Raw genomic sequence first — 12,802 nt, forward strand, 5'->3', positions numbered from 1 at the left:
ATTAATTTGCTAAAGGATCATTCTATCCTAATACGCTCATCAAATTAAAGATTGGTAAGTACATTGCTGTGACTAGACCACCAACCACCACGCCAAGAAAGACGATGATCAATGGTTCTAAAATCTTACTCAGATTATCAACGGTATTATCCACTTCGAACTCATAAATAGCGGCTATCTTGTTGAGCATGTCATCCAATCGACCTGACTCTTCACCTATCATGACCATTTGCAGTACTAGCTCAGGGAAAACGTTACAGTTACGCATGGCAATATACATTGGCATACCAGCTGCAGTGTCTCGATACACCTCTTCAATTGCTAATTGATAGTGCATGTTACCGGAGGTTTTTGAGGTGGTTTTTAATGCGGTGAGAATTGGAATACCCGCACTAAAGCTGGTTGCTAAAGTACGGCTAAACTTGGCAATGGCTGCTTTGGATAATACTGGCCCCAAGATAGGGACTCTTAAACTCGAACGCGCAGCTAAAAGGCGAAATGAATCGGATCGCTGCGACATAATTTTGCCGGAAATGAGCAGGCTTACAAAACTCAGCCCAATAAAGGGCCCCCAGTTTTGGGTCCAAGCAGAGAGGTTGAGTACCATCTGAGTAAAGGCGGGTAAGTCGGCTCCAAAACCTGTAAACATCTTTTCAAACTCAGGGATAACTCTAGTCAGCATTAAATAGGAAACCCCAAGCGCTACTAAAACCACCATCGCTGGGTAAATGAGCGCTTTAATCACTTTTGCGCGCAACTGCTCGCTCTTTTCTCGATAAGTTGCCAAACGCTCAAAGACTTGAGATAGGTTACCGGACTGCTCACCAGTCGCGATTAGGTCTGTATAAAGCGGATCAAAATGTGTACTGGCAGTGCGCATGGCTTTCGACATCGGTGTCCCTGCCTCTACCGCTCGTGTGACACTCATCAGAATCGACTTCATCTCGGCTTTTTTGTGGTTCTCTGAAACCAACTTAAGTGCCTGAACAATCGGTACGCCCGTCATTAGCATGGTGGCAATTTGGCGAGTAAATATCGTGATGTCTTTGCCTTTGACGCGATGACTGATCTTGGTGATAAAAGAAATGCTGCCTTTCTTCAGTTTCTTTATCTTGATGTGTTGAGCATCGAGGCGCTCTCTTACCTCGACTTCGGTCATGGCGAGCACGTTTCCAGAGGTTTTTTTACCCGAGCTATTAATGCCTTTCCAACGGTAGTTCTTGAGTTGAGGAGCGATGGTTTTCATAAACTGAGTGACTGCCTAATAATTCTTGTAAATGTTAAAAGTAGAGAACGCGCTGCAATTCGCTGAAGCTGGTAATGCCTTGTTTGAGTTTTTCGATGCCAGACATTTGTAGGGTTTGCATACCATTGGCAATGGCGAGTTTTTCTAATTCGTGTACTGAAGCGCCTTTGATGAGTGCTTCTGAAAGGGATTCGTCAAACTTCATCACTTCGTAAATGCCGGTTCGCCCTGAATAACCATGGGTACACTCGTTACAACCGTCGGGATTAGCTTGAAAGATCTGTTCGGTGCTGGTGATTCCAATATGTTGAAGTTGGCTGTTTGGCTCTTGAGGTTGTCTACAATATGGACACAGTTTTCTAGCCAAACGCTGGGCGATGATCAAACTGAGAGAGGAGGCGAGGTTAAAGCTTTCTACGCCCATATTAGACAAGCGAATGACAGTCTCGGCAGCCGAGTTCGTGTGCAAAGTGGAGAGAACTAAGTGGCCAGTCTGTGATGCTTTGATCGCGATTTCTGCTGTGTCGAGATCTCGGATCTCGCCCACCATAACCACATCAGGATCTTGACGTAAGAAAGAGCGAAGCGCCTCTGCAAAACCAAAGCCGATCTTTGGCTGAACTTGAACTTGGTTAATGCCGGGCAGGTTAATCTCAACGGGATCTTCTGCGGTTGAGATATTGATCTCTGGTTTATTAAGAATGCTCAATCCAGTGTAGAGCGAGACCGTTTTACCGCTACCTGTTGGGCCTGTCATCAGGATCATACCTTGTGGACGGCGCAGGGCATTCAAATAAAGTTGTTTCTGTGAGTCGCTATAACCGAGCTTATTGATATCTAATGCTGCAGAACTGCTGTCGAGCAAGCGCAGAACAATCTTTTCCCCAAAAAGAGTTGGTAGTGTGGAGACACGCATATCAATTGCAGTGTCTTGGTTTAATTTGAGCTTGATTCGCCCATCCTGTGGTAAGCGGCGCTCGGCGATATCAAGCTTAGATAAGATTTTTATCCGAGCGGAGATACGACGGCTTAAATGGCTCGGAGGCTGCTGAATTTCAATTAAAATGCCATCACAACGCAAGCGCACGCGGTACATATTTTCGTAAGGCTCGAAGTGAATATCGGAAGCCCCTTTACGGACAGCATCGAGTAAAATTTGGTTGATATAGCGACTGACCGGCGATTCATCTTGGCTGAGATCTTCGATATTCTCAATTTCATCCTCACCAATATCAACCAAACCCGCCAGTTCATCTTGGTTGATTTCTTTAAGACCGGATTTTTCTTGCCCAAGTGTTCGACCATATAAACGCCGAATAGCTGCTGTTAGCTCACGAAAGTCAGCGAGGACAAGTTCGACTTGCAAACCTGTCGCAAAACGAAAGTCATCTTCTGCTTGAAGGTTTGTTGGGTCAGCCACCGCGAGAATCAAAGTTGAAGAGGTGCGATTAAGTGGCAAAGCGTTATGGCGAGTGATGAGATCGCGTAAGCCAAGCGTTTGGCATAGCGAAGCGTATTCGTATTGGTTAAGAGAAGTGCAAGAAAGCCCGAATACAGAGCTTAGGTGTTCTGTCAATTCATGAGATTGGAAAAAGCCAGAACTGAGTAAAGCCTCCGGCATCGAAATGCCAGAAGCTTTTGCTTGCTCAAGCAACGATTCTTCTTGGGAAAAAGTCAGTATTCCTGCTTGGCGAAGAACCGTTGAAAGGTTGGTTAGCATTATGGACAGCTATCAATAGACACTGATGGGCTAGTGTTATTTGTACAACTCCAAGGTGCATCTGGTGTTCTTGAGTACACAATGTTGCCCGCAGCAGCATTTCCAGAACCAAATGTAAAGGTAATTGTTGATGCTGCTGTTGAAACAGCTCCTGCGCCTTGGATTGATGCGGTAATATTACCAAGGGCATTCATAGTAGCGTTACCTCCGATTTCTCCCAAGTCGGTCGTAGCAGTGGTATTGTTCTGAGTATATAAATCAGCATTAGTGAGTAGTGATTTTAAAGTTCCTACAGCTGATGTTACTGCTGACTTGGCTACGTAGTCTTTATATGCAGGGATTGCTACTGCAGACAAGACACCAATAATTGCCACGACAATCATCAATTCAATCAGCGTAAAACCTTGCTGCTTCTTCTGTTTATTCGTTTTCATCTTCTTTCCTTAAGATAAATTTAGTTAATGCTTATGCATGGGCAGAAGAGTAAAAAGAGTCGAAACAAGTGGAAACTGGAAACGAAGTGGCTCTCGAGTGAGATAAAGATCTTTGCACTCTGGTTGCATATTGTGTGCAAGGTTTTGCGAGTGGTGTTATTTTTTAAACAGATAAAAATAAAGAGCCATATGGCTCTTTATTGGATTTTTGATAGGTGTAACTTTATGAGATTAAGAGAGTTAATTGTGTTTGTTCACACTGGTTTACTTGAAGCGCATCGAAAGATCCATCGCTTTTAGGTGCTTAGTCAAAGCGCCTACTGATATATAATCTACGCCCGTTTCTGCGTATTCAGCGATAGTCTCTAAGGTTACATTACCAGAGTTTTCTAGCGCAGCACGGCCAGCATTGATGGCAACTGCTTCACGCATCATATCTTTGGTGAAGTTGTCTAACATAATGATGTCGGCGCCCGCTTCGATCGCTGCTTTTAGTTCATCCAAGCTTTCCGTTTCTACTTCAACTGGCTTACCTGGGTTCAACTGTTTTGCGGTGGTAATCGCTTGAGTGATACCGCCACAAGCGATGATGTGGTTTTCTTTAATAAGGTAGGCATCGAACACACCGATACGATGGTTAAAGCCACCACCGCATGCTACGGCATATTTCAAGGCACTACGCAGACCTGGAATGGTCTTGCGTGTATCTAATAGACGACACTCAGTGTGAGCAATTTTTTCTGCGTATTCAGCAGTGATAGTCGCACAACCAGAAAGGGTTTGAATAAAGTTCATTGCGTTGCGCTCGCCAGTGAGCAAATCACGAGCAGGGCCCGTCAGTGTGCAAAGCGTTTGGTTAGGCTCAACTTTGTCACCGTCTTTGACATGCCACTCGATGGTCACTTTGCCACCGAGTTGTTTGAATACTTCATCTGCCCATGCTTGACCACAAAACACACCGTGTTCACGGGTGATGATGGTTGCTGTGTTAACAGCGTCAACAGGGATAAGCGATGCGGTGATGTCTTTGTCGGCATCCAATACTCCACCTAGATCTTCTTTTAGGGTATCGGCTACGGCGCGAGTGATTTCTAATGGAAGCTGTTGCTTAAGGTATTCTAGGCGTTCTTGGCTGTTGTGTGTGTTCTTCATCGCAAATCTTGTCTTGAAAGGGAGATGGCAACGAATGATACTCTCCGGTGTCAATAATTTCAGCAGTTAATTTGCAAAGTAGAGAGGTTGATATGTGCCTAAAAATCGAGAATGGTTGGTTGACGGAGGCTATGCACGTCCCATCGCCATTTTTTGATGCTCGTTCAGACAAAGAAGACATCTCTCTGCTGGTGGTTCATAACATCAGTTTGCCGCCAGGGCAGTTTGGTGGCTCTTATATAGAAGACTTTTTCACGGGTAACCTCGATCCTAACGCCCATCCGTTTTTTGAGGTAATTCACAAAATGGGCGTTTCGGCACATTGTTTAATAAAGCGTAATGGCGAAATAGTCCAGTTTGTTTCTTTTCTTGATAGGGCATGGCATGCAGGGCAGTCTAGCTTTGCTGGTCGTGAACGTTGCAATGATTATTCCATTGGTGTTGAGCTCGAGGGGACTGAGTTTGTTGCCTATACAGAAGAACAATATCAATCACTTACTGCTTTGACCCATGCGGTCATGCAGACCTACCCGAAAATCACTTTACCTCGAATTACAGGGCATCAGTACATTGCTCCCTTGAGAAAAGCGGATCCTGGTCTAAGCTTTGACTGGGTCAAATACAGACAGCAATTACAAAGCTAACTTGTAGCGAAAGTGTAAATTCAAAAAACAGAAATAAATAAGGCATACACTCAGTTATGCCTTTTTTTGATACAAGAAATATGAGCGCTTGTTAAAAGTTAACTACATTTTGAAGGTTTAAAACGGCTGGTGGTGCATAACTGTACAGATAATTTTGTCATTTTTTGTTTTTGTTGATCAAATTTACTAGCACGCAGACTTCCCATCTGTTTTGTTTATGTAATTGGTCATACCAATTTTATTGCTGTTTTAATGGTCGATTGTTATCAAAGTGTTGGTTGTAAGTCCGTTCTATGATTTAGGTCAACTTTTGGCTGGACAGTGACGTTTTAATTATGTTAATTTCTGCACCAACTTAAAATTGGTATTACCAATTACCTGCAAGAGTAGAAGAACAATAAATTATGGCTTATCAAAGGATTCGTCAGCCAAAGCTCTCTGATGTTATTGAACAAGAGCTAGAAAGGTTGATTGTGGAAGGAACACTCTCTCCGGGGCAACAATTGCCACCAGAGCGCGAACTCGCTAAGCAGTTCGATGTGTCTCGTCCATCTGTCCGTGAAGCCATTCAGCGTTTAGAAGCAAAACGTCTGCTTACTCGTCGTCAAGGCGGTGGCACATTCGTTAGCGAAAACATCTGGAAGAGTTTCTCAGACCCTTTGTTGAACCTATTGTCATCTCACTCCGAAACGCAGTTAGACCTGCTTGAGTCGCGCCATGCGATGGAAGGTATTTCAGCGTACTTTGCAGCATTGCGTGGTACCGATGAAGATTTTGCTCGTATTCAAGCATGCTTGAATCAAATCAGTGAAGAGCAAAAAGGCGACAACGTTGAAGCAGAAGCGGCGGCAGTGATGCAGTTCCTTATTGCTCTAACAGAAGCAGCACACAATGTTGTGTTACTTCATATTGTTCGTAGCCTTGCTCCTTTGCTTGAGCAAAATGTTCTACAGAATCTAAAGCTCTTACATCGCCGCGATGAAGTGGTCGATAAAGTAAGTAAACACAGAGCTAATATCGTGGATGCGATTGTTTCTGGTCAGCCTGAAAAGGCTCGTGAAATGTCTCACTCACATTTAGCTTATATTGAAGAAACATTGTTGGATTTGACTCGAGAAGAGTCTCGACGAGAGCGTTCTCTGCGTCGAATTCAGCAAGGTAACGATTCTTAATACAAGAACCGCTTACTTAAATAAGTAGATCCAACCAACAGAAGGATAGATCGCCATGTCTGACATGAAGCATGACGTAGATGCACTGGAAACTCAAGATTGGCTACAAGCCCTTGAATCCGTTGTTCGTGAAGAAGGTGTAGAACGTGCACAGTTTCTACTAGAAACCGTTCTAGAAAAAGCACGTCTAGACGGCGTTGATATGCCAACTGGCATCAACACAAACTACATCAACACTATTCCAGCAGCACAAGAACCAGCTTACCCTGGTGATGTAACTCTTGAGCGTCGTATTCGTTCGATTATTCGCTGGAACGCAATCATGATCGTATTGCGTGCTTCTAAGAAAGACCTAGACCTTGGTGGTCACATGGCTTCTTACCAGTCAGCAGCAGCGTTCTATGAAGTTTGTTTCAACCACTTCTTCCGTGCTCCAAACGAGACGGACGGTGGCGATCTAGTTTACTACCAAGGTCACATCTCACCGGGTATCTACTCTCGTGCATTCGTTGAAGGTCGTCTAACTGAAGAGCAGCTAGATAACTTCCGTCAAGAAGTAGACGGTAAAGGTATCCCATCATACCCGCACCCTAAACTGATGCCTGAGTTCTGGCAGTTCCCAACAGTATCTATGGGTCTTGGTCCAATTTCTGCGATCTACCAAGCGCGTTTCCTTAAGTACCTAGACGGTCGTGGCCTAAAAGACACGTCTGCACAGCGTGTATACGCGTTCCTAGGTGACGGTGAGATGGATGAGCCGGAATCACGTGGTTCTCTATCTTTCGCTGCGCGTGAGAAACTGGACAACCTAACATTCCTAATCAACTGTAACCTACAGCGTCTAGACGGCCCTGTAATGGGTAACGGTAGCATCATCCAAGAGCTAGAAGGTCTATTTAAAGGCGCTGGCTGGAATGTTGTTAAAGTTATCTGGGGTAGCAACTGGGATGCTCTACTTGCTAAAGATACAACAGGTAAGCTTCTACAGCTGATGAACGAAACTGTAGATGGTGACTACCAAACATTTAAATCTAAAGATGGTGCTTACGTACGTGAACACTTCTTTGGTAAGTACCCAGAGACAGCTGCACTAGTTGCAGACATGACTGACGACGAAATCTTCGCACTTAAGCGTGGTGGTCACGAGTCTTCTAAGCTGTACGCAGCTTACAAAAACGCAGCAGAAACTAAAGGTCGTCCAACAGTAATCCTAGCGAAGACTGTTAAAGGTTACGGCATGGGTGAAGCGGCTGAAGGTAAGAACATCGCGCACCAAGTTAAGAAGATGGACATGACTCACGTACTACACCTACGTGATCGCCTAGGTCTTCAAGACATCCTAACTGACGAAGCAGTGAAAGAACTTCCATACCTGAAACTTGAAGAAGGCTCAGCGGAATACGAATACCTACACGCTCGTCGTAAAGAACTAAAAGGTTACACGCCACAGCGTCTACCTAAGTTCACTCAAGAATTCAAAACACCTGAGCTAGAAGAGTTCGCTCCGCTACTAAGCGAGCAGAAGCGTGATATCTCTACAACAATGGCTTACGTTCGTACTCTTAACATCCTGCTTAAGAACAAGAACATTGGTAAGAACATCGTTCCTATCATCTGTGACGAAGCTCGTACATTCGGTATGGAAGGTCTGTTCCGTCAGATCGGTATCTACAACCCGCACGGTCAGAACTACACACCTCAAGATCGCGACATCGTTTCTTACTACAAAGAAGCAACTTCAGGTCAGGTTCTACAAGAAGGTATCAACGAGCTAGGCTCAATGGCTTCTTGGGTTGCAGCTGCGACTTCTTACAGCACGAACGATCTACCAATGATCCCGTTCTACATCTACTACTCAATGTTCGGTTTCCAACGTGTTGGCGACATGGCGTGGATGGCTGGTGACCAACAAGCTCGTGGTTTCCTACTAGGTGCTACTGCAGGTCGTACAACGCTAAACGGTGAAGGTCTACAGCACGAAGACGGTCACTCGCACATCATGGCGAATACAGTTCCTAACTGTATCTCTTACGACCCAACATTCGCTTACGAAGTTGCAGTAATCATGCAAGACGGTATCCGTCGCATGTACGGTGAGAACCAAGAGAACGTGTTCTACTACCTAACTGTAATGAACGAAAACTACGCAATGCCAGCAATGCCAGAAGGCGCTGAAGAAGGCATCCGTAAGGGTATCTACAAGCTTGAGTCTTACGCTGGTGACAAGTCTAAAGTTCAGCTAATGGGCTCTGGTACTATCATGAACGAAGTACGTAAAGCAGCGACTATCCTAAGCGAAGAGTACGGCATCGCATCTGACGTGTTCTCTGTAACATCGTTCAACGAGCTAACTCGTGACGGTCAAGACGTAGAGCGTTACAACATGCTTCACCCAGAAGCAGAAGCGAAAGTACCTTACATTGCACAAGTAATGGGTACTGAGCCAGCAATCGCAGCGACTGACTACATGAAGAACTACTCTGAGCAAGTTCGTGCGTTCATGCCTTCTGAGTCTTACAAAGTACTTGGTACTGATGGTTACGGCCGTTCTGACAGCCGTGAGAACCTACGTCGTCACTTCGAAGTTAACGCAGGCTACGTAGTAGTTGCAGCTCTTACTGAGCTAGCGAAACGTGGTGATGTTGAGAAATCAGTAGTCGTTGAAGCGATTGCTAAGTTCAACATCGACACTGAAAAAACTAACCCACAATACGCTTAATACAGCGCTTAACTAGAAGGTAAATAAGCAATGGCAATCGAAATTAATGTACCTGACATCGGTGCGGATGAGGTTGAAGTTACTGAAATTCTTGTAAGCGTTGGCGACAAGGTTGAAGAAGAGCAGTCTCTGATCACTGTTGAAGGCGACAAAGCTTCTATGGAAGTTCCAGCCTCTCAAGCAGGTATTGTTAAAGAAATCAAAGTAGCGGAAGGTGATTCTGTTACGACTGGTTCTCTAATCATGATTTTCGAAGCCGAGGGTGCAGCTGCTGCTGCACCTGCTCCTGCAGCAGAAGCGGCTCCAGCAGCAGCTCCAGCTCCAGCAGCAGCGGCAGAGCTTAAAGAAGTTCACGTTCCTGATATCGGTGGCGACGAAGTAGAAGTTACTGAAATCATGGTTGCAGTTGGCGACAGCATCGAAGAAGAGCAATCTCTTCTAACGGTTGAAGGCGACAAAGCATCAATGGAAGTTCCAGCACCGTTCGCTGGTACGCTAAAAGAGATCAAAGTTGCTGCTGGCGATAAAGTAACAACTGGTTCTCTGATCATGGTATTCGAAACTGCAGGTTCAGGCGCAGCAGCGGCTCCAGCAGCAGTAGAAGCTCCAGCGGCACCTGCGGCGGATCCAGCGGCAGCAGCTGAGAAAGAAGTAAACGTTCCAGATATCGGCGGTGACGAAGTTGAAGTTACTGAAGTAATGGTAGCGGTTGGCGACACAGTAGAAGAAGAGCAATCTCTAATCACTGTTGAAGGCGATAAAGCTTCTATGGAAGTTCCTGCACCATTCGCTGGTACTGTAAAAGAAATCAAGATTGCAGCGGGCGATAAAGTAACGACTGGCTCTCTAATCATGACTTTCGTTGTTGAAGGCGCAGCTCCAGCTCCTGTAGCAGCACCTGCACAAGCTGCAGCTCCAGCACCTGCGGCGGCTCCTGCTCCAGCAGCAAAAGCTGAAGCGGCACCTGCAGCGAACGATTTCCAAGAAAACAACGACTACGCACACGCATCTCCAGTTGTTCGTCGTCTTGCTCGTGAATTCGGCGTTAACCTATCTAAGGTTAAAGGTACAGGTCGTAAGAGCCGTATCCTAAAAGAAGACGTTCAAGCTTACGTTAAAGATGCACTTAAGCGTCTTGAGTCTGGCGCAGGTGCAGCAGCATCTGGCAAAGGCGACGGTGCAGCGCTTGGTCTACTACCTTGGCCAAAAGTTGACTTCAGCAAGTTCGGCGAAACTGAAGTTCAGAAGCTTTCTAAGATCAAGAAGATCTCTGGTGCAAACCTACACCGTAACTGGGTAATGATCCCTCACGTTACACAGTGGGACAACGCTGACATCACTGAGCTAGAAGCATTCCGTAAAGAGCAGAACGCAATCGAAGCTAAGAAAGACACTGGCATGAAGATCACTCCTCTTGTGTTCATCATGAAAGCTGTTGCTAAAGCACTTGAAGCGTTCCCAGCGTTCAACTCTTCACTTTCTGAAGATGGCGAAAGCATCATTCTTAAGAAGTACGTGAACGTAGGTATTGCAGTAGATACGCCAAACGGTCTTGTTGTTCCTGTATTTAAAGACGTGAACAAGAAAGGCATCTACGAGCTATCTGAAGAGCTAATGGCAGTTTCTAAGAAAGCACGTGCTGGTAAGCTAACAGCCGCTGACATGCAAGGCGGTTGTTTCACAATCTCTAGCCTTGGCGGTATTGGCGGTACAGCGTTTACACCAATCGTAAACGCGCCAGAAGTTGGTATCCTAGGTGTATCAAAATCTGAAATGAAGCCTGTGTGGAACGGTAAAGAATTCGAACCACGCCTACAACTTCCACTGTCTCTATCATACGACCACCGTGTGATCGATGGTGCAGAAGGTGCACGCTTCATTACTTTCCTAAACGGTGCACTATCAGACATTCGTCGCCTAGTACTGTAATTGAGAAAGTAATAGTTAAGGTGGCTTTCGGGTCACCTTAATTCTTTATATAAAAGACTATTTTTAGACGACAATTTCTTCCATCGTTCAGAAACTGAAAGATGAATTGTTGTCTAGCTCACAGGCTAACTTAAAGCTGCTTTCACACTGTTAACATCTCTGTAAAATATTGACCGTTTGAAAGCCTAATAATTTAAGAACATCTACTCAGCCTGTTAGGGATAATGACTACAAGAGGTCACAATGAGCAAAGAAATTAAAGCCCAAGTTGTTGTACTTGGTTCTGGTCCTGCTGGTTACTCAGCTGCATTCCGTTGTGCGGATCTAGGTCTAGAAACAGTACTAGTTGAACGTTACAGCACTCTTGGCGGTGTATGTCTAAACGTTGGTTGTATTCCATCTAAAGCACTTCTTCACGTTTCTAAAGTTATCGAAGAAGCGAAAGCGATGGCTGAACACGGTGTTGTGTTTGGCGAACCACAAACTGACATCAGCAAAATCCGTATCTGGAAAGAGAAAGTTGTAAACCAACTAACTGGCGGCCTTAGCGGTATGGCTAAGATGCGTAACGTTACTGTAGTAAACGGCTACGGTAAGTTCACAAGCCCTAACTCTATCCTTGTAGAAGGCGAAGGCGAGTCAACAACGGTTAACTTCGACAACGCTATCATTGCTGCGGGTTCTCGCCCAATCAAACTGCCATTCATCCCGCACGAAGACCCACGTATTTGGGATTCAACGGATGCGCTAGAGCTAAAAGAAGTACCAGAAAAGCTGCTTATCATGGGCGGTGGTATCATCGGTCTAGAAATGGGTACGGTTTACCACTCTCTAGGTTCTAAAGTAGACGTAGTAGAGATGTTTGACCAAGTTATCCCTGCTGCGGATAAAGACATCGTTAAAGTCTTCACTAAGCGTATCAAAGACAAGTTCAAGCTAATGCTTGAAACTAAAGTGACAGCAGTTGAAGCGAAAGAAGACGGCATCTACGTTTCAATGGAAGGCAAAAAAGCTCCTGCTGAAGCCGAGCGTTACGATGCAGTTCTTGTTGCTATCGGTCGTGTACCAAATGGCGCACTAATTGATGCTGAAAAAGCGGGTATCGAAGTGGACGAGCGTGGCTTTATCAATGTTGATAAGCAAATGCGCACTAACGTTCCTCACATCCACGCGATCGGCGACGTAGTTGGCCAACCAATGCTTGCTCACAAAGGTGTGCATGAAGGCCACGTAGCGGCAGAAGTTATCTCTGGTAAGAAACACTACTTCGATCCTAAAGTTATTCCTTCAATCGCTTACACTGAGCCAGAAGTGGCATGGGTTGGTAAGACTGAGAAAGAAGCGAAAGCAGAAGGCATCAACTACGAAGTGGCAACATTCCCATGGGCAGCATCAGGTCGTGCAATCGCATCTGACTGTGCAGACGGTATGACTAAGCTTATCTTTGATAAAGAGACTCACCGCGTAATCGGTGGTGCTATCGTTGGTACTAACGGTGGTGAACTGCTTGGTGAAATCGGTCTAGCTATCGAGATGGGTTGTGATGCAGAAGACATCGCACTAACTATCCACGCTCACCCAACTCTACACGAGTCTGTGGGTCTAGCTGCTGAAGTATTTGAAGGCTCAATCACTGACCTTCCAAACAAAAAAGCAGTGAAAAAGAAAAAGTAATTTTTCTTGAACGTTGAATGATAAAAACCGCTGATTCGTCAGCGGTTTTTTTATTGGAAGAAAAGAACGCTGCGCCAGGAGATTCGGGAACGCTTCGCTTTAGGAATCGAGA

The 12,802-nt window shown here is 45.3% G+C and carries 9 protein-coding genes; 5 read left to right on the plus strand and 4 right to left on the minus strand.

Annotated features, from left to right (window positions below; translation table 11 throughout):
- Nucleotides 1-22 precede the first annotated feature (22 nt).
- From KIO97_RS11845 to nadC, 4 genes are all read right to left on the minus strand, one after another.
- Nucleotides 23-1,246: a type II secretion system F family protein gene (locus KIO97_RS11845; protein ID WP_038891993.1), complete on the minus strand. Its 1,224-nt coding sequence runs from the start codon at nt 1,244-1,246 to the stop codon at nt 23-25.
- Nucleotides 1,247-1,280: 34 nt separating this feature from the next.
- Nucleotides 1,281-2,966, minus strand: a complete 1,686-nt coding sequence (gene pilB, locus KIO97_RS11850; RefSeq protein WP_285382631.1) for a type IV-A pilus assembly ATPase PilB — start codon at nt 2,964-2,966, stop codon at nt 1,281-1,283.
- The gene (locus KIO97_RS11855) at nt 2,966-3,400 is read right to left on the minus strand and encodes a pilin (protein ID WP_285382633.1); all 435 of its coding nucleotides are present in this window, start codon (nt 3,398-3,400) and stop codon (nt 2,966-2,968) included. The genes pilB and KIO97_RS11855 overlap by 1 nt, the downstream gene beginning before the upstream one ends.
- 264 nt (nt 3,401-3,664) lie before the next feature.
- Nucleotides 3,665-4,552, minus strand: coding sequence for a carboxylating nicotinate-nucleotide diphosphorylase (gene nadC, locus KIO97_RS11860; RefSeq protein WP_012128875.1), 888 nt, complete (start codon nt 4,550-4,552; stop codon nt 3,665-3,667).
- A 92-nt stretch (nt 4,553-4,644) separates the two neighbouring features.
- Between nadC and ampD the strand changes: the two genes are divergently transcribed.
- From ampD to lpdA, 5 genes are all read left to right on the plus strand, one after another.
- Entirely contained in the window at nt 4,645-5,196 is a 552-nt protein-coding gene (gene ampD / locus KIO97_RS11865) for a 1,6-anhydro-N-acetylmuramyl-L-alanine amidase AmpD (protein ID WP_285382635.1), read from the plus strand.
- 404 nt (nt 5,197-5,600) lie between these two features.
- Nucleotides 5,601-6,368, plus strand: coding sequence for a pyruvate dehydrogenase complex transcriptional repressor PdhR (gene pdhR, locus KIO97_RS11870; RefSeq protein WP_005428674.1), 768 nt, complete (start codon nt 5,601-5,603; stop codon nt 6,366-6,368).
- Between the two features lie 55 nt (nt 6,369-6,423).
- On the plus strand, nt 6,424-9,087 hold the full coding sequence (gene aceE / locus KIO97_RS11875; RefSeq protein WP_038891989.1) for a pyruvate dehydrogenase (acetyl-transferring), homodimeric type: 2,664 nt from the start codon (nt 6,424-6,426) through the stop codon (nt 9,085-9,087).
- A 30-nt stretch (nt 9,088-9,117) separates the two neighbouring features.
- Nucleotides 9,118-11,016 carry a pyruvate dehydrogenase complex dihydrolipoyllysine-residue acetyltransferase gene (gene aceF / locus KIO97_RS11880; RefSeq protein WP_285382637.1) on the plus strand — a complete coding sequence of 633 codons (1,899 nt, stop codon included), beginning with the start codon at nt 9,118-9,120 and terminating at the stop codon, nt 11,014-11,016.
- Nucleotides 11,017-11,259: 243 nt separating this feature from the next.
- Nucleotides 11,260-12,690 (plus strand): dihydrolipoyl dehydrogenase, encoded by a 1,431-nt coding sequence (gene lpdA, locus KIO97_RS11885; RefSeq protein ID WP_005446266.1) that lies wholly within the window; start codon nt 11,260-11,262, stop codon nt 12,688-12,690.
- The last annotated feature ends 112 nt before the right edge of the window (nt 12,691-12,802 follow it).

Origin of the sequence: Vibrio sp. B181a, assembly GCF_030248375.1 — a bacterium.
GTDB classification, from domain to species: Bacteria; Pseudomonadota; Gammaproteobacteria; order Enterobacterales; family Vibrionaceae; genus Vibrio; species Vibrio campbellii.

Coding starts and splice junctions, on each gene's coding strand:
- KIO97_RS11845 (WP_038891993.1), bottom strand. CDS start 1,246: ATGAAAACCATCGCTCCTCAACTCAAGAACTACCGTTGGAAAGGCATT.
- pilB (WP_285382631.1), bottom strand. CDS start 2,966: ATGCTAACCAACCTTTCAACGGTTCTTCGCCAAGCAGGAATACTGACT.
- KIO97_RS11855 (WP_285382633.1), bottom strand. CDS start 3,400: ATGAAAACGAATAAACAGAAGAAGCAGCAAGGTTTTACGCTGATTGAA.
- nadC (WP_012128875.1), bottom strand. CDS start 4,552: ATGAAGAACACACACAACAGCCAAGAACGCCTAGAATACCTTAAGCAA.
- ampD (WP_285382635.1), top strand. CDS start 4,645: ATGTGCCTAAAAATCGAGAATGGTTGGTTGACGGAGGCTATGCACGTC.
- pdhR (WP_005428674.1), top strand. CDS start 5,601: ATGGCTTATCAAAGGATTCGTCAGCCAAAGCTCTCTGATGTTATTGAA.
- aceE (WP_038891989.1), top strand. CDS start 6,424: ATGTCTGACATGAAGCATGACGTAGATGCACTGGAAACTCAAGATTGG.
- aceF (WP_285382637.1), top strand. CDS start 9,118: ATGGCAATCGAAATTAATGTACCTGACATCGGTGCGGATGAGGTTGAA.
- lpdA (WP_005446266.1), top strand. CDS start 11,260: ATGAGCAAAGAAATTAAAGCCCAAGTTGTTGTACTTGGTTCTGGTCCT.